The following is a 17788-nucleotide window of genomic DNA, read 5'->3' as shown; positions in this document are numbered from 1 at the left end:
TTATTGCCTTCAACAACCGTTATTCCGCCGGCACATGCGCTGCGCCCGGCTCGGAGCGGCGGCGCAGGCGATCGATCAAGAGATAGATCACCGGCGTCGTGTAGAGCGTCAGGATCTGCGATACGAACAGTCCGCCGATGATGGTGATGCCGAGCGGACGCCGCAGTTCCGTGCCGGGTCCGGTCGCAATGACCAGCGGAATGCCGGCGAACAGCGCCGCCATGGTCGTCATCAGGATCGGGCGGAAGCGCGCCTGGCAGGCCTCGAAGATCGCATCCGCCGAGGACAGGCCGCGCTGCCGCTCGGCATCGAGAGCGAAGTCGACCATCATGATGCCGTTCTTCTTGACGATGCCGATCAGGAGGATGATGCCGACGAAGGCAATCACCGTCAGCGGCGTGTTGGTGAGCTGGAGCGCGAGCAGCGCCCCGAGCCCGGCTGATGGCAGGGTCGAGATGATCGTGAGTGGATGGGCAAGGCTCTCGTAGAGCACGCCGAGCACGATATACATCGCCACCAGCGCGCCAAGGATCAGCAGCGGTTGCCGGCCGCTGGTCCGGGCGAAATCGCCGGCGTTGCCGTCAAAGCTGCCGCGAATGCCTTCGGGCATGTGCAGCTCCTCGACCGCGCGCTGGATGTTCTGGGTCGCGACCTGCAACGGCACGTCCGGCAAGGTGTTGAACGAGACGGTCGTCGAAGGGAATCCTTGCGAGTGAAATACGGCGAGCGAGGCGAGCCCGCGCTGGGCGCGGACCACGGCTGACAACGGCACCTGCACGTCATTGGCGCCCGCAACATAGATGCGGTCGAGATTGGTCGGGTCGACCTGGAATTTCGGGTCGGTCTCGAGCACGATCATGTACTGGTTGCGTTGGGTGTAGATGATCGAGATCTGCCGCTGCGCAAACGCGTTGTTCAGCGCATTGTCGATGTCCTGCACGCGGACGCCGAGCCGCGAGGCGTTCTGGCGGTCGATGGAGAGGGTGAGCTGCAATCCGCCCGGATCGCGATCGGCGGAAACGTCGGTGATGCCTTCGACCGTCTCCATTCGCTTGGCGACGATCGGCGCCCACTGCTGCAACAGGTCGAGATCGGTGCTCGACAGCGTATATTGGTAGTTCGAGTCGCTCTGCCGTCCGCCGGTGCGGACGTCTTGTGCCGCGAACATGAACAGGCGGATGCCGGCGACGCGATAGAGATTGCGGCGCAGGCGATCGATGACGATCTCGGTCGAGACATAGTTCCGCTCGGCCGGCGGCTTCAGGCTGATGAACATGGTGCCGCGGTTCGAGGTGGCCGGGCCGGGCCCGCCGCCGCCCAGCACCGAGCCGATGCCGGCGACGGCCGGGTCGGCCATCACAATGTCGGCGAGCTGCTGCTGCAGACCCAGCATCGATTGGAACGAGATATCGGCAGACGCCCGCGTTGCGCCGATGACGAAGCCGGAGTCGTCGGTCGGAAAATAACCCTTGGGGATCTTGATGTAGAGCGTCACCGTCAGCCCGATAGTGGCGAAGAAGACGAGCAAGGTCAGCAGCGGAAATTCGAGCCCCGTGCGCAAGGTTCGGGCATAGAAGGCGACGATGCGCGACAGCGAGCCTTCGATGACGCGGTCGAACAGCGTCGCCGTGCCCGAGGTGGTCTGACGGATGTAATGGGCGCAGATCATCGGCGTGACCGTGAGCGAGACCAGCGTCGAGACCACGATCGCAAAGGTCAGTGTCAGCGAGAATTCGCGGAGCAGCCGGCCGACGATGCCGTCCATGAAGATCAGCGGCGTGAACGCCGCGATCAGCGACAGGCTGATCGACAGCACGGTGAAGCCGATCTGCTTCGCCCCCTCCTGCGCTGCCTGGAAGGGCCGCATGCCATGCTCGAGATTGCGGAACATGTTTTCGATCATCACGATGGCGTCGTCGACCACGAAGCCGACGGAGATCGCGAGCGCCATCAGCGAGAGGTTGTCGATCGAGAACCCCGCAAGCCACATCCCGGCGCAGGTGCCCGCGAGCGCCAGCGGCACCGAGATGCCCGCCGCGATCGTCGGTGTGATCCGCCGCAGGAACACGAACACCACCACCATCACCAGGACGGCGGTCGCCAGCAGCGTCCACTGCATGTCCTCGACGCTGGCGCGGATCGTGCCGGTGCGATCGACCAGGGTCGAAATCTCGACCCCTGCCGGAATCCATTGTTTCAGCTCAGGGATCAGCGCCTTGACGCGGTCGACGGTGTCGATGACGTTGGCATCGCCCTGCTTGGTGATCTGAATGATCACCGCCGGTTGCTTGTTGAACCAGGCGATCGAGCGGGCGTTCCGCACGGAATCCTCGATCTCGGCGACGTCGGAGAGCCGGACGTAGTTGCCGTTCGCGCTCTTGATCATGACGTCGCGAAATTCCTTCGCCGTGCGCATCTGCCGGTTCAGCGCCAGCGTCTCGCTCTGGCGCTCGCCGTTGAAGATGCCGACCGGGCCGAGCGGATTGGCGTTGATGATCGCGGTCCGCACGTCGTCGGTTGCGATGCCGGCATTCGACAGCGCGACCGGATTGAGCTGGATGCGCACCGCCGGCTGGTCCGCACCGCTGATCGTCACGTTGCCCACGCCCGGCACCTGCGAGATGCGTTGCGCCAGCACGGTATCGGCGACGTCATAGATCGCACTGGTGGTGAGGGTTTTCGAGGTCAGCGCCAGCACGTAGACCGGGGCACCCGCCGTGTTGGCCTTGCGGAAGCGCGGCAGCGCCGGCAGATCGCTCGGCAGGTCCACCAGCGAGGCGTTGATGGCGGCCTGCACGTCGCGTGCGGCGCGATCGATGTCGCGGCCGATGTTGAATTGCAGCTGAATATTGCTGATGCCGAGCGAACTGGTCGAGGTGATCTGATTGATGCCGGCAATCTCACCCAAGCGCCGCTCCAGCGGCGCGGCGACGGTTGCCGCCATTACCGAAGGATCGGCGCCAGGACGGCTGGCAGAGACGAAGATGGCGGGAAAATCGACGTTCGGCACCGAGGAGACGGGCAGGAACTCGTAGGCCACGACGCCCAGGAGAAACAGCCCGATCGAGAGCAGCGTGGTGGCGACGGGCCTGCGGATGAAGGGCTCCGAGATCGATGCCATCACATGCCCTCGGTTGCGCCCGCAACCGGCGGGCCTCCCGGCTCGGCCGGGGGCAGCGCGCGCTCGAGGCGGCGGTTGATCCGGTCGAGCGCGAGATAGATCACCGGGGTGGTGTAGAGCGTCAGCAACTGGCTGAGCAGAAGGCCGCCGATGATGGAGATGCCGAGCGGAAAGCGCAGCTCCGAGCCGGTGCCGCTTTCGATTGCCAGCGGCAGCGCGCCGAACAGCGCCGCGAGCGTCGTCATCATGATCGGGCGGAAGCGCAACAGGCAGGCCTGCACGATCGCTTCCGTGGGCGCCATCCCCTGCCCGCGCTCGGCTTCCAGCGCGAAGTCGATCATCATGATGGCGTTCTTCTTAACGATGCCCATCAGAAGGATGATGCCGATCAGGCCGATGACGGAGAGGTCCTGGCCGCACAGGACCAGCGCGAGGATCGCGCCGACGCCTGCGGACGGCAGCGTCGACAGGATCGTGATCGGGTGGATGTAGCTCTCATAGAGCACGCCCAGCACGATGTAGATCGTGATGACGGCCGCAAGCAGCAGCCAGGGCTGCCCGGCGAGGGCCTTGGCGAATTCCGCGGCATCGCCAGCGTAGACGCCGACGATGCTGCCGGGCATGCCGATGCGGGTCTCGATCGCTTTCACCGCATCGACCGCTTCGCCGAGAGCTGCCCCCGGCGCCAGGTTGAAGCTGAGCGAGACCGCCGGGAATTGCGCCTGGTGCGAGATCGCCAGCGGTGCCGTGGTCCGTGTGAGCGTCGCCACGGCCGACAGCGGCACTTGGGCGTTAGGCGCGCCTACGGTGCTGCTGGCAGCGCCCGGCAGATAGAGCTTTGACAGGATCGACGGATCGCGCTGATACATCGGCAGCGCCTCCAGCACCACGCGGTACTGGTTGGCCTGGCCGTAGATGGTGGATATCTGCCGTTGCGCGAAGGCATCGTTCAGGGTGTCGGTGACGGCCTGCAAGTTGACGCCGAGCTGTCCGGCACGGGTCCGGTCGACGTCGAGCTGGGCACGCAAGCCGCCTTCCTGTGCCTCCGATGATACGTCGCGGAACAGCGGATCTCGCCGCATCTCGGCGACCAGCTTGCGCGACCATTCCGAGACGGATGCCGCGTCGGTGCCGGTGAGCGTGTACTGATATTGCGAGCGGCTCGACTGGGTCGAGATCTGCACGTCCTGGACCGGTTGGAAGTACACGGTCATACCGGGGATCGCGGCGACCCGGTTCTTCAGCCTGTCGACGACCACGCTGACGTCGTCGCGCCGCTCGCCACGCGGCTTGAGCGTCATGACGAGGCGCCCGACATTGGTGGTCGGGTTGACGGAGCCCGCCCCGATTACCGAGACGACGCCGACCACGTCGGGATCGGCCTTGATGGCATCGGCGGCCTCGGTCTGTCGCTTCTGCATCTCGGCGAACGAGACGTCGGGGCCAGCCTCCGTCACTGCCGTGATCGAGGCCGTATCCTGGAGCGGCAGAAAGCCTTTGGGCGCGACAACGTAGAGAGCCAGGGTCGCGATCAGCGTGGCGAAGGTCACGACCAGCGTCGCGCGCTGATGATCCAGCACCCATAACAGGCTGCGGTGATAGAAGCCGACGGTCCAGTCGATGAAGCGGCTGACCGCGGCGAGCCCTGGGACCGCCAATTCCTCATGGGCGTGCTTGAGGAGGCGCGAGCACATCATCGGCGTCAGGGTGAGCGAGACCACCGCCGAGGTCACCACGGCGATCGTCAGCGTCAGCGCGAATTCGCGGAACATCCGGCCCACGAGACCCGACATGAACAGAAGCGGGATGAAGACGGCGATCAGCGACACCGTCAGCGAGATCACGGTGAAGCCGATTTCGCTGGCGCCCCTGAGCGAAGCCTGCATCGCGCTCTCGCCATTCTCCATATGGCGGACGATGTTCTCGATCATCACGATGGCATCGTCGACCACGAAGCCTGTGCCGATGGTCAGCGCCATCAGCGACAGGTTGTCGAGGCTGAAGCCGGCGAAATACATGATGCCGAAGCTCGTGATCAGCGACAGCGGCAGCGCGACGCCCGCGATCACGGTTGCGCGCAACGAGCGCAGGAACAAGAGTACGACCAGCGTCACCAGCACGACGGCGAGGATCAGCGTGAACTGCACGTCATGGACGGAGGCCCGGATGGTCACGGTCCGGTCCGAGACCACGGTCAGCTTCACGCCCGCCGGGATCGCGCGCTGGACTTTCGGGATCTCCGCCCGGATCTGGCTGACCACGTCGATCACGTTGGCGCCGGGCTGGCGCTGGATGTCGATGATCACCGCTGGCGTGCCCTGGTACCAACCACCGGTCCGGTCATTTTCCAGGCCGTCGACGATCTGCGCTATATCGCCGATGGTGACGGGCGAACCGTTGCGGTAGGCCACGATGATCGGCCGATAGGCATCGGCCGCGGCGATCTGGTCGTTGGCTGCGATCAGGTAGGACTGCTGCGCGCCGTCGAGTGAACCCTTCGGGCCCGAGACGTTGGCATTGGAGATCGCGCTGCGCAGATCCTCCATGGCGATGCCATAGGCAGCCAGCCGTGCCAAGTCGGCCTGGATGCGCACCGCCGGTTTCAGCCCGCCCAGCACCGAGACACGGCCGACGCCCGAAATCTGGCTCAGCCGCTGTGCGAGTATCGTGTCGGCAATGTCGCTCATCGCCCGCAGCGAGATCGTGTCGGAGCGCAGCGCAAGGGTCATGACCGGCGCATCCGCGGGGTTCACCTTGGCGTAGGTCGGCGGGTAAGGCAGCGTCCTCGGCAGCACGCCGGCGGCGGCGTTGATCGCGGCCTGCACGTCCTGCGTCGCGCCGTCAATGTCGCGGTTGAGATCGAATTGCAGCGAGATCTGGCTGACGCCGAACGAACTCGTCGAGTTCATCGCGGACAGCGACGGGATCTGCCCAAGCTGCCGCTCCAGCGGCGCGGTAATGAGCGAGGCGATGACGTCGGGGCTCGCGCCCGGCAGCTGCGTCGTCACCTGCACGGTCGGGAAGTCGACCTGCGGCAGCGCCGAGACCGGAAGCGAAAAATAGCCGAGCGCGCCGCCGATCAGCAGCGCGATGCCGAGCAGCGAGGTCGCGATCGGCCGGCGAATGAAGGGTTCGGAGACGCCCATGACACGATCAGTCGGTCGAGGTCGGGGTCATGGCTGCTTCGCTCCACTGCCCGATGAATCTGCCCCCTGTGCCGGTCCAGTCTGGCCTTTCTGGTCGCCCTCGCCGCTTTGCCGCTTGACACGGCGCTCGCCGTCCTTGCCTTGACCGTCCTTGGCCTGCCCATCCTTGGCGCCATCCTTGGCTTGACCGCCCTTCTGGGCATCCGGCGCGCGGGTGCGCTTGCGCGGCGCAAGATCGGCTGACGGCGTCTGGTCGTCACGGCCGACGATCACCTTGGAGCCGTCGGAGAGATTGGCAAAGCCCGTGGTGACGACGCGATCCGTCGGCGACAGGCCGCTTGCGATCACGGCGTCGTGCTCGTTCTGCTGCGTCACCGTCACGGGTTTTGCCGAGACGATATCGCCCTCGCCGATGACATAGCTGAAGGTTCCGATCGGCCCGCGCTGCACGGCCGATGTCGGCACCACCAGCGCTTTCGGCAGCGTCTCGACCTTGAGTCGGACATTGACGAACTGGCCCGGCCAGAGCTGGTAGCTGGCGTTGGGGAATTCCGCCTTGAGCTTCAGCGTGCCGGTCGTCGGATCGACCTGGTTGTCGATGCCGGTCAGCTTTCCGGTGTCGATCACCGTGATGCCGTCATTGCCGAACACGTCGACCGGCAACGCGCCTTTCGACGCGGCGGCGTTGACGCGCATGATCTGCTGCTGCGGCAGGCTGAACCACACCGCGATGGGCTGCAACTGCGTGATGACGACGAGGCCCGTGATGTCGGAGGCATGGATGATGTTGCCCTGGTCGACCTGGCGAAGACCCGCGCGGCCCGAGAGCGGCGCCACGATCTTGGTGTAGCTCAGCGTCGCCGCCGCGTTGTCGATCGCGGCCTGGTCGGCCTTGACCAGCGCCTCGGTCTGCGCGACCAGCGCGCGCTGGGTGTCGGCCTGCTGCTTGGAGCCGGCGTTGGAGGCCGCAAGCTGCTCGTAGCGTGTGAGGTCGATGCGCTGGTTGGCGAGCTGGGCCTGGTCCTGGGCCTTCTTCGCCACAGCCTGATCATACTGCGCCTGGTAGATCGCTGGATCGATTTCCGCGAGCACGTCGCCCTTCTTGACGTCCTGGCCTTCGATGAAATTTACCGCGATCAGCTTGCCGTCGACCTGCGAGCGCACGGTGACGGTGTTGAGCGCGCGGATCGCGCCGACGCCGTCGAGATAGACCGGCACGTCCTGGACGCGCGGGGACGCCGCCAGCACGGGCACGGGCAGATCGGGCCGCGCATTGCGGTCATTGGCCGGCTTCTGGTGCCACGCGATCCAGCCGAGATAGCCGAGCCCGCCGAGGATCGCGAGCGTGATCAGCGTGGAGACAAAGCGGCGGCCGCGCCGGGACGAGCCGCGCTTGGCCGCCTCGTCCTTCGCCCCTTTCTTCGTGTCCGGCTTAAAGAGCATTGACCGGTTTCTCCATTCTCGGCTCCCAGCCGCCGCCCAATGCCTGGTACAGGCTGACGATCGCGAGCAGACGGGCAAGCTGCGCCTGCCACAGCGCATCTTCCGCCTGAAATAGTGTCTGCTGGACGTTCAGCACGGCCACGATGTCGGCCGTTCCAGCGCGCAACTGTTGCTCGGCAAGTTCGAAGGCGCGACGCGACGACGCAAGCACGTCGCGCTGCAATTGCAGCCTGATCGTCGTCTGCTTGATCGAATACAGCGCATTGTCAACGTCGGCAAAGGCCTGGACGATGGTCTTGCGGTAGATCTGGAGCAATTCCTCCTGGCGTGCCTGGGTGAACTCGAAATTGCCGAGGAGCCTGCCGCCGTCGAAGATCGGCTGGGTTGCGCTGCCAACGAGCTGGAAGAAGGCCGCGTGCGGCTGGAAAAGGGATACCAGTGCGGCGCTCTGATAGCCGCCATTCCCCGTCAACTGGATGCTCGGAAAGAATTGCGCCCGTGCATTGCCAATGTTGGCCGTCGCGGAGGCGAGCTGCGCCTCCTGCCGCCGGATATCCGGCCTTTGCGTCAGCAATTCCGACGGCAGGCCCGGCGTCACCCGCGGGATCGCGATCTGGTTCATCGACCCGCCCGCGATGCGCACGCTCTCCCGCGGCCGCGACACCAACACGGCCAACGCGTTGATGTTCTGGTCGAGCGTCTGCCGCAGCGGCGGCACCAGCGCCTTCTGGTTCGCCACCACGCTCTCCTGCTGCGCGACGTCGAGGTCGGTGCCCGTGCCCGCCTTGCGCCGCTCCTTGATGGCATCGAGGATGCGCTGCGCACTGGCGATGTTGCGCTGCGCGGTGCGCAGCCGGTCCTGCGACGCCAGCACTTGGAAATAGGCGTTGGCCACGCTGGCCAGCGTCGTCAGCGCGACGACATCGCGATCGAACCGATTGGCTGTGGCGGTCTCTTCCGCGGCCTGCAGCGCGTCGCGATTCTGGCCCCAGAAGTCGAGCTGGTAGCTGGCGCTGAGCGAGGCCGAATAGTTGACGACCTCGCGGCCACCATTGGTGAGACCGGAGGCTGAGGAGCCGGACGTGCGCGAATAGGTCTCCGACCCCGAGCCGGACAGGCTTGGAAGCAGGGCCGCGCCGGCCTGCCGCGCCTGGGCGTCGGCCTCGAAGATGCGCGAGACGGCGGCGGCGATGTCCAGGTTGACGGTCTGTGCCTCCTCCATCAATTGCGTCAGTTCTGTCGAGCGGAAGCCGCGCCACCAGTCGAGCGGCGGCGGCGCATCGGGCTTGCCGGCGTATTTGTATCGGCTGGGCACGTCGAGCGCCGGATCGGGCAAATCCTGCGTCAGCACACAGCCGGCGGAGCTCAGTGCCAGCCCAAGCGCCAGCACCCGGCTGGCTGCGCCCGGCAGCCCAACCAGCAGCTCACGTGCGGGACCGTACGATCGCCGGACGGCGACCATCGGGAATCTTCGGGTCACATCCACCCCCTGCCGGGCAGACGCAACTGCCACCGCGCGGCCGGATTAACCGATTCGCGGCAGATCAGTTGGGGCGTGGTCTCCGTTTCGTTCACAGCGTGATGCTTTCCAGGAACCGTTCCGCATATTAGCTGGGCGTGACCGGGGCGGACAGTCCCGCAACCGCGAAGCCCGCCCCACAAACGGGCTTCACGAAGTCGCGAAACACGCTGGTTTTGCCTATCTTTTTAGGACTTTTCCGCATTTGGACCCGCTCCCCGGCAGGCGGAAAGCTTACCAACATTTCATGTGATATTGTCGCCACAGCGGGATCGGGACGGCCACAGAAGGGGTGCCCTCCACTGAAACCTGCGCCGCAGCGCACCGTAGCTCTTCCGACATCAAGCGGCAGGGGCATTGAACATGCGCATCGCGGTGATCGGAACGGGCATTGCCGGCAACGCGGCGGCCTGGACGCTCTCACGACGCTATCCGGTGACGGTGTATGAGCGCGAGCAGCGCCCCGGCGGGCACAGCCACACCGTCACGGTCGATTATGACGGCACGCCGATCGCCGTCGATACCGGCTTCATCGTCTATAACGAACTCAACTATCCCGACCTGACCGCAATGTTCGCCCATCTCGGCGTCGAGACGGTCGAGAGCTGCATGAGCTTTGCCGTCTCCGCTGACGGCGGGCGATTCGAGTGGCGCGGGGGCGGCAACGACTGGTGGTCGACGGGTGCAGGGCTCTTCGCCCAGCCCGGCAATCTGCTCTCGCCGTCCTATCTCCGCATGCTCGCTGACATCGTGAGGTTCAACCGGCAAAGCGTTGCCGACTATCATGCCGGGGGCCTCGCCGGCCTGACGCTCGGCGAATATTTCGCGCAACGCCGTTTCTCGCAGCGGCTCCTCGCCGACTATCTCGCCCCGATGGGGGCCGCCATCTGGTCGACGCCGGACGACGAGATGCTGGACTTTCCGGCCGAGAATTTCGTCGCCTTCTTCGACAATCACCGCCTGCTGCATCACGACCGCCCGGTCTGGCGCACGGTCAAGGGCGGTTGCCAGCGTTATGTCGAGAAGCTGACTGCGACCTTCAGGGACATCCGGCTCGGCTGCGCCGTCACCGCGATCGAGCGCACCGCGCGCGGCGTCGTCGTCCATGACAGCCACGGCCGGCACGACAATTTCGATCATTTGGTGATCGCCGCCCACAGCGACCAGGCGCTCGCCATGCTGTCCGATGCCGACGCGGACGAGCGCTACCTGCTCGGCGCGATCGGCTTTGCGCCGAACACGGTCTATCTGCATCGCGACATCAGGCTGATGCCCAAGCGGAAGCGCGCCTGGGCGTCCTGGAATTTCCTGCGCTGGCAGCGCGAGGGCAGGATCGCCAATGACGTCGCCGTGACCTACTGGATGAACCGGCTTCAGGGTATCGATCCCGACAAGCCGCTGTTCGTCAGCCTCAACCCGCCGTTCGCGCCGGCGCCGGAGCTCACCTTCGGCAAACATGTCTGCGAGCATCCGCAGTATAGTGCCGCCGCCTTCGTCGCCCAGAAGCGGCTCGGCGAGATCCAGGGACGCCGGCACACCTGGTTCTGCGGCGCCTGGACCGGCTATGGCTTTCACGAGGACGGCCTGCGCTCGGGCCTTCGCGTCGCCGAGGCGCTCGGCGCCGTCGCCGCCTGGCGCGAGGTGCCGGTCGAGCTGGCGCAAGCCGCGGAGTAGCGCGATGGCGACAGAGACCACCCTGCTCGCAAAGGACGCCGCATCGCTCTATGTCGGCGATGTCATGCATGCGCGGTTGAAGCCGATCGGCCACCGCTTCAGCTATCGCGTCATGAGCCTCCTGATCGATCTCGACCGGCTCGAGAAAGCAGACCGGCAATCGGTCCTCTTCGGCGTCAATCGCGCAGGCCTCTACAGTTTCCACGAGGCCGATCACGGCGAGCGCGACGGCTCCTCCTTGCGCGTCTACGCCCAGCGCTGCGCCGCAGGGCGCGGTGTCGATCTGACCGGCGGGCGGGTGATGCTGCTCTGCTATCCCCGTCTGCTCGGCTACGGCTTCAATCCGCTGTCGGTATATTTCTGTTATCGCGCAGGCGGCGAGCTCGCGCTGGTCATCTACGAGGTGCGCAACACCTTTGGCGACATCCATCCTTATGTCCTGCCGGTCGTATCAGGCGAGATGAGCGCCGCCGGGCTGCGGCAGCAGCAGGACAAGCAGTTCTACGTTTCCCCCTTCATCGCGATGGAGATGCGCTACCATTTCCGCCTCCATCCGCCGTCTGATACCGTTCGCCTGCGCATCCTCGAAACCGACCGCGACGGCCCACTGCTCGCGGCAACCTTCAGCGGCCGCCGCCGCGCGCTGACATCGCGCACGTTGTTGCGGTCGTTCGTCGCCCTGCCGCTCGTGACCCTCAAGGTGATAGCGGCAATCCATTGGGAAGCCTTGCGGCTCTGGCTCAAGGGGGTGCGGCTGACACCACGACCGAACGTCGCAGGCAGGCTCGACGGTCAGGCTGCCGATCAAACCGGCTTGGCGGCCGCCGAGCCGCGCGTTTATACTATTCATCGCTGACTGCCTGCGGGGGCGCTCTCGGGTCCAGCGAGAACCGGGATGGGCGCGGCTGCCTGAGTGGTCGGACAGTGCCAGTTCAGGTGATGCCGATGTCGAACGCGATTCCGGTCACCCCCGACAATGTCGAGACGGTCCTCGCCGACCTGCCGCGTCTGGTCCGCCTCGCGCTCGCCTTCGGCTCACGTCTGAGGCGCGGCACGCTCGACGTGATCCTGCCCGACGGTCGCATCATCCGGCTCGGCGGCTTTGAGCCGGGCCCAAATGCGGTGATGCGGCTGCACAATTACGATTTTGCCCCGCGCCTGATCAATGGCGGCGATATCGGGATTGCGGAAGCCTATCTCGCCGGCGATTGGGACACGCCCGATCTCACGCAGTTCCTCTATCTCTTCTGCGTCAACCACGACCTGATCCAGGCCATGCTCCGCGACAAGCCGCTGATGCGCCTCGTCCAGGTGCTCCGGCACTGGTTCAACCGCAACACCAGGCGCCAGGCGCGGCGCAACATCCATGCGCATTACGACATCGGCAACGCCTTCTATTCGGCCTGGCTCGATCCGAGCATGACCTATTCCTCGGCGCTGTTCGAGGAGCACACCACGGATCTCACGGCAGCCCAGACCAACAAGTATCGCAGGCTCGCCGAAGCCATCGATCTCAAGCCGGGACAGAAGCTGCTCGAGATCGGCTGCGGCTGGGGTGGCTTTGCCGAATACGCGGCCAAGACTTTTGGCGCGCATGTTGTCGGGTTGACGATCTCAACCGAGCAGCGCGACTTCGCGCAGAGGCGCATCCAGGACGCCGGCCTCGCCGAGAGGGTCGAGATCCGCCTTCAGGACTACCGCGATGAGCGCGACCGGTATGACCGCATTGCCTCGATCGAGATGATCGAGGCCGTCGGCGAGCAGTTTTGGCCGAAATATTTCGCGCAACTGCGTGATCGACTGCTGCCGGGCGGCCTTGCCGGCATCCAGGCCATCACCATCCAGGACGGGCTGTTTCAGACCTATCGCCGCGAGGTCGACTTCATCCAGCGCTACGTATTTCCCGGCGGCATGCTGCCCTCGCCCGCCGTGCTCAAATCGCTGGGCGAGACGTTTGGCGTGCCTGTCATCCGGGAGCGCATCTTTGGGCAAGATTATGCCAAGACGCTTGCCACCTGGCGAAATAACTTCCGCAGCGCCTGGCCGAACCTCGTGCCGCTCGGCTTCGACGATCGGTTCCGGCGGCTCTGGGAGTACTATCTCTCCTATTGCGAGGCCGGTTTCCTCTCCGGGAATATCGACGTCCGGCAGGTCGTCTTCGCAAAGCAGCATTAAGACTTTGTACCCTCGCCTTGTGTGGCCGCAGACCCTACTTTAGGGTCTCGATCACCTCACAGAACCAGCCGGTAATTGCCTGACATGACCATCAAAAACGACGTTGTCGAAGCCATCGGCAACACCCCCCTCATCAAGCTCAAGCGTGCGTCCGAACAGACCGGCTGCACCATTCTCGGCAAGGCCGAATTCATGAATCCCGGCCAGTCGGTGAAGGACCGCGCCGGCAAATGGATGATCTTGGAGGCCGAGAAGCGCGGCGAGCTGAAGCCGGGCGGCCTCGTGGTCGAGGCAACCGCCGGCAACACCGGCATCGGCCTTGCGGTCGTGGCGAGCGCGCGCGGCTATCGCACCCTGATCGTGATTCCGGAGACCCAGAGCCAGGAGAAGAAGGATTTCCTGAAGCTGTGCGGCGCCGAGCTCGTCGAGGTGCCGGCGCTGCCTTACGCCAATCCCAACAACTACCAGCATGTCGGGCGCAGGCTCGCTGACGAGCTGCGCAAGAGCGAGCCCAACGGCGTGCTGTTCGCCGACCAGTGGAACAACCTCGACAATGCCAAGGCGCACTACGAATCCACCGGGCCCGAGATCTGGGAGCAGACCGGCGGCAAGGTCGACGGTTTTATCTGCTCGGTCGGCACTGGCGGTACGCTCGCTGGCATCAGCCGCTACCTGAAGGAAAAGAACAAGGACATCGTCACCGCCTGTGCCGATCCGCACGGCTTCGCGATGTACGAACTTTTCAAGAATGGTGAGCTCAAGTCGACGCCGGGCGATTCGATCACCGAAGGCATCGGCCTCGGACGCAAGACACCGGTCGTGGAGACCGCGAACGTGGATGACGCATTCCTGATCTCCGATGAGGAAGCCGTCACTATCATCTATGATCTGCTTCAGCACGAGGGCCTGTGCCTCGGCGGCTCGACGGGCATCAACATCGCCGGTGCCATTCACCTGGCGAAGAAGCTCGGCCCCGGCAAGACCATCGTCACCGTGCTGGCCGATTCCGGCAGCCGCTACCAGTCGAAGCTTTTCAATTCGGACTTCATGCGCGCCAAGAATCTGCCGGTGCCGACCTGGCTGGAGAAGCGCAGCAACATCAAGCCGCCGTTCGTGTGAGGCTCGTAGGGTGGGCAAAGCGAAGCGTGCCCACCGCTTCTGTCGCGATCGTGGAGAGATGGTGGGCACGGCGCTACACGCCTTTGCCCACCCTTCACGAGCAGATCACCGCAGGATTTGGCTCAGGAACAACTGTGAGCGCGCGTGCTGCGGGTGGGCGAAGAATTCCTGCGGCGTGTTGGACTCGATGATCTGACCGGCGTCCATGAACACCACGCGGTTGGCGACCTCCTTCGCAAAGCCCATTTCGTGAGTGACGACCAGCATGGTCATGCCCTCCTTGGCGAGGTCGACCATGGTGTCGAGGACTTCCTTGACCATTTCGGGGTCGAGTGCCGAGGTAGGTTCGTCGAACAGCATCACCTTCGGGTTCATGGTGAGCGCGCGCGCAATCGCGACGCGCTGCTGCTGGCCGCCGGACATCTGGCCCGGAAACTTGTTGGCCTGGTGCGGGATCTTGACCCGCTCCAGGAATTTCATCGCAGTCGCCTCGGCCTCCTTCTTGGGAATGTTGCGCACCCAGATTGGTGCCAGCGTGCAATTGTCGAGCACCGTGAGGTGCGGGAACAGATTGAAGCTCTGGAACACCATGCCGACCTCGCGGCGCACTGCGTCGATGTGTTTCAGGTTCGGCCCGAGCTCGATGCCGTCGACGACGATCTCCCCCTCCTGAAACTCCTCCAGCGCATTGATGCAGCGGATCAGCGTCGACTTGCCTGAGCCCGACGGGCCGCAGATCACGATGCGCTCGCCCTTCTCGACCTCGAGATCGATGTCGCGCAGGACGTGAAAGTCGCCGTACCATTTGTTGAGGCCGGAAATCTTGACGATCGGGCTGGTGGACATGGTGACCTTGTTCAGTTGCGGCGATGAGCGTTGAGCCGGTTCTCGACGAAGAGCGAGTAGCGCGACATTCCAAAGCAGAAGAGGAAATAGAGGACGCCGGCGAAGGCAAAGCCGGTGAATGCCGTCGACGGCGTTGACCAGACCGGGTCGGAGAAGGATGCCCTGAGCGAGCCGAGCAGGTCGAACAGCGCCACGATCGAGACCAGCGAGGTGTCCTTGAACAGCGAGATGAAGCTGTTGACGAGGCTCGGGATGACGTGGCGCAGCGCCTGCGGCAGCACGATCAGCGAGGTGGTCTTCCACCAGGACAGCCCCAGTGCGGAAGCCGCCTCCCCCTGCCCGCGCGGAACCGCAGCGAGCCCGCCGCGAATGTTTTCGGCCTGATAGGCGCCGGTGAACAACGCAATGCCGATCAGTGCGCGCACCAGGCCGTCGACCGTGAAATTGCCCGGCAGGAACAGGGGCAGCATGTAGGTGGCGAAGAACAGCACGGTGATCAGCGGCACGCCGCGCCAGAATTCGATATAGGCGATCGAGAAGATCCGGATCAGCGGGATCGTGGAGCGGCGCCCGAGTGCCAGCGCGATGCCGATCGGCATGGAGGTGACGATGCCGGTCACAGCGACCACCAGCGTCACCAGCAGCCCGCCCCACAGGCGTGTATCGACGATCGGCAGGCCGCCGTGATCGAGCCCCATCAGCTTGATCACGATCGCCATGCCGATGAAGGTCGCTATGCTTGTTGCGAGCGCGCGCCAGCCGGTGCGCATTCCCCCGCCGAGGAAGAACAGGATCAGCGAGACGACGATGGTCGTGATCGCGAAATCGATCCAGACCGACTGGCTACTCGCCTGGATCTGATCGCGCAGCCAGGTCAATGGGAAGATCAGCCACTGGATCGCGGTGCCGACCAGCACGATGAAGTTTCCGACGACCCAGAGCAGCGGCCCGATGGCCGAACTCTTGCCGAGGCTGACCAGCACCTGCCCCGCGCCGATGACGCTGTCATCGAACAGTTGCAGCAGGCCGGCGGTCCAGCTCAGGCCGAAACCGGTGATGCCGCCGCCGTGCATCAGGAAGAACGCGACCACCGGAAGGGCGAAGAAGAACAGCCCGGCATTGAGCCCCTTCGCCGGCAGGCGCGGAATGAGCAGCGGCAGCAAGAGAACTGCCGCCAGGATGAAGGTCAGATTGACCCGCCAGCGTTCGGCCTCGGGATAGAAGCCGTAGATGAGCTGCGGAAGCTTCGCCTGGATATAGGGCCAGCAGGCACCGACCACATATCCGGCATTCTCGGGCAGGCACGCCGTACGGTCCTTGCCGGTCCAGACGGCGTCGACCAGCAGGAACCTGAAGGCGGGAATGACCATGTACCAGAGCAGCAATGCTCCAATGATCGTCAAGAGAATGTTGGTCGGCGAGCTCAACAGGCGCGTGCGCACGAGGCCGACGAAGCCGGTGGTCTTCACCGGCGCAGGCCGCTCCGCAACGAGGTCCTGGCGAACGAAGGATGACGCGGTGATATCCGTCATGCTCCCAGGCTCCGATTGATGCGCCAGCCATAAACGCTCATGACCGCGCTGGTGAAGAGCGAGATCAGGAGGTAGACGGCCATCGTCATGGCGATGATCTCGATCGCCTGCCCGGTCTGGCTGAGCGACGTGCCGGCGAACACGGAGACCAGATCGGGATAGCCGATGCCGACGGCAAGCGAGGAGTTCTTGGTGAGGTTGAGATACTGGTTGGTCAGCGGCGGCACGATGACACGCATGGCCTGCGGCACCACGATCAGCCGCAGCGTGGTGCCGCGGCTCAGGCCGAGCGAGGATCCCGCCTCCATCTGTCCCTTGTGCACGGACAGGATACCGGCGCGCACGATCTCGGCGATGAAAGCGGCCGTATAGGTCGACAACGCCACCGCCAGCGCCACGAATTCCGGAATGATCCGTGAGCCGCCGGCAAAATTGAAGCCCTTGAGCTGCGGCAGTTCGAAGGTGAAGGGCAGACCGAATATCAGCATCGTGACGAGCGGGAGTCCGAACAGAAGGGCCAGCACGTAGGGCCAGATGCGGATCACGTGGCCGTATTGATAGAGCGCACGCCGCGCGTAGATCCGCAACGCAAGCGAGGCAACGATGCCGAACGCAAGCACCGCGAGGAACGGCACGAATCCGCTCTCGCCGATCGGGCTGGGAACGACCAGCCCGCGATTGCTGATGAAGGCGATGCCCAGCAGCGAGATGCTCTGCCGCGGGTTGGGCAAGGCCGCGAGCACAGCGAGGTACCAGAACAGTAGCTGGAACAGGAGCGGCAGGTTGCGGATGATCTCCACATAGATCTCGCCGACACGCGACAGCAGCCAGTTGGGCGAGAGCCGGCACAGCGCGACGATGAAGCCGATGACGGTGGCGAAGACGATGCCCACCACCGAGACCACCAGCGTATTCAGAAGTCCGACCACGAACACGCGCAAGAACGTGTCCGAGCCGGTGTAGGGGATCAGGGTCTGATTGACGTCGAAGCCCGCGTTGTTCCTCAGGAAGCCGAAACCGGCAGCAATGTGCTGGTTTTCCAGGTTGGCGCGGGCATTGGAGATGATCTCATAGGCCATCCAGCCCAGGATCGCGGCGAAGGCAAGCTGGACGGCAACGCCGTTCCAGCCAGCCTTACCACCGAGAGCGCGCCTCAGCTTCAGCGCGATCTGCGGTGGTGGTTTACGGGCCTCGGTGCTCATCGCCGCAAGCC

At 64.7% G+C, this 17788-nt stretch carries 11 protein-coding genes; 4 read left to right on the top strand and 7 right to left on the bottom strand.

Features of this window, described 5'->3' with window-relative positions; genetic code table 11:
• Window positions 1-19: 19 nt before the first annotated feature.
• Genes NLN62_RS40575 through NLN62_RS40560 form a run of 4 tightly spaced genes read right to left on the bottom strand, consistent with a single transcriptional unit; the run spans window position 20 to window position 9172 of the window.
• Window positions 20-3121, bottom strand: a complete 3102-nt coding sequence (locus tag NLN62_RS40575) for an efflux RND transporter permease subunit (RefSeq protein WP_254112385.1) — start codon at window positions 3119-3121, stop codon at window positions 20-22.
• The gene (locus NLN62_RS40570; RefSeq protein ID WP_027527058.1) at window positions 3121-6267 is read right to left on the bottom strand and encodes an efflux RND transporter permease subunit; all 3147 of its coding nucleotides are present in this window, start codon (window positions 6265-6267) and stop codon (window positions 3121-3123) included. Before NLN62_RS40570 ends, NLN62_RS40575 begins: the two co-directional genes overlap by 1 nt.
• A gap of 27 nt (window positions 6268-6294) precedes the next feature.
• A complete protein-coding gene (locus NLN62_RS40565) occupies window positions 6295-7710 on the bottom strand; it encodes an efflux RND transporter periplasmic adaptor subunit (protein ID WP_254112384.1) in 1416 nt (471 codons plus the stop codon).
• Window positions 7700-9172: an efflux transporter outer membrane subunit gene (locus NLN62_RS40560; RefSeq protein ID WP_156944751.1), complete on the bottom strand. Its 1473-nt coding sequence runs from the start codon at window positions 9170-9172 to the stop codon at window positions 7700-7702. The genes NLN62_RS40565 and NLN62_RS40560 overlap by 11 nt, the downstream gene beginning before the upstream one ends.
• A gap of 420 nt (window positions 9173-9592) precedes the next feature.
• Here NLN62_RS40560 and NLN62_RS40555 point away from each other — a divergent pair, with 420 nt between their 5' ends.
• The 4 genes from NLN62_RS40555 (at window position 9593) to NLN62_RS40540 (ending at window position 14197) form a co-directional block, all read left to right on the top strand.
• Window positions 9593-10903, top strand: coding sequence for an NAD(P)/FAD-dependent oxidoreductase (locus tag NLN62_RS40555; protein WP_254112383.1), 1311 nt, complete (start codon window positions 9593-9595; stop codon window positions 10901-10903).
• 4 nt (window positions 10904-10907) lie between these two features.
• Window positions 10908-11759, top strand: a complete 852-nt coding sequence (locus NLN62_RS40550; protein WP_254112382.1) for a DUF1365 domain-containing protein — start codon at window positions 10908-10910, stop codon at window positions 11757-11759.
• 89 nt (window positions 11760-11848) lie between these two features.
• Window positions 11849-13078 carry a cyclopropane-fatty-acyl-phospholipid synthase family protein gene (locus NLN62_RS40545; RefSeq protein WP_027527062.1) on the top strand — a complete coding sequence of 410 codons (1230 nt, stop codon included), beginning with the start codon at window positions 11849-11851 and terminating at the stop codon, window positions 13076-13078.
• Window positions 13079-13162: 84 nt separating this feature from the next.
• Window positions 13163-14197: a cysteine synthase A gene (locus NLN62_RS40540; RefSeq protein ID WP_027527063.1), complete on the top strand. Its 1035-nt coding sequence runs from the start codon at window positions 13163-13165 to the stop codon at window positions 14195-14197.
• A 105-nt stretch (window positions 14198-14302) separates the two neighbouring features.
• Here NLN62_RS40540 and NLN62_RS40535 read toward each other — a convergent pair whose 3' ends face one another.
• From NLN62_RS40535 to NLN62_RS40525, 3 genes are read right to left on the bottom strand one after another with little or no spacing between them, the layout of a single operon-like run.
• Window positions 14303-15043, bottom strand: a complete 741-nt coding sequence (locus NLN62_RS40535; protein WP_027527064.1) for an amino acid ABC transporter ATP-binding protein — start codon at window positions 15041-15043, stop codon at window positions 14303-14305.
• Between the two features lie 11 nt (window positions 15044-15054).
• Window positions 15055-16575 (bottom strand): amino acid ABC transporter permease, encoded by a 1521-nt coding sequence (locus NLN62_RS40530; RefSeq protein ID WP_254112381.1) that lies wholly within the window; start codon window positions 16573-16575, stop codon window positions 15055-15057.
• A complete protein-coding gene (locus NLN62_RS40525; RefSeq protein WP_254112380.1) occupies window positions 16572-17777 on the bottom strand; it encodes an amino acid ABC transporter permease in 1206 nt (401 codons plus the stop codon). The genes NLN62_RS40530 and NLN62_RS40525 overlap by 4 nt, the downstream gene beginning before the upstream one ends.
• Between the last annotated feature and the right edge of the window lie 11 nt (window positions 17778-17788).

Origin of the sequence: Bradyrhizobium sp. CCGUVB23, from assembly GCF_024199885.1 — a bacterium.
Lineage (GTDB): Bacteria > Pseudomonadota > Alphaproteobacteria > Rhizobiales > Xanthobacteraceae > Bradyrhizobium.
This window is presented reverse-complemented; position numbering and strand designations above follow the sequence as displayed.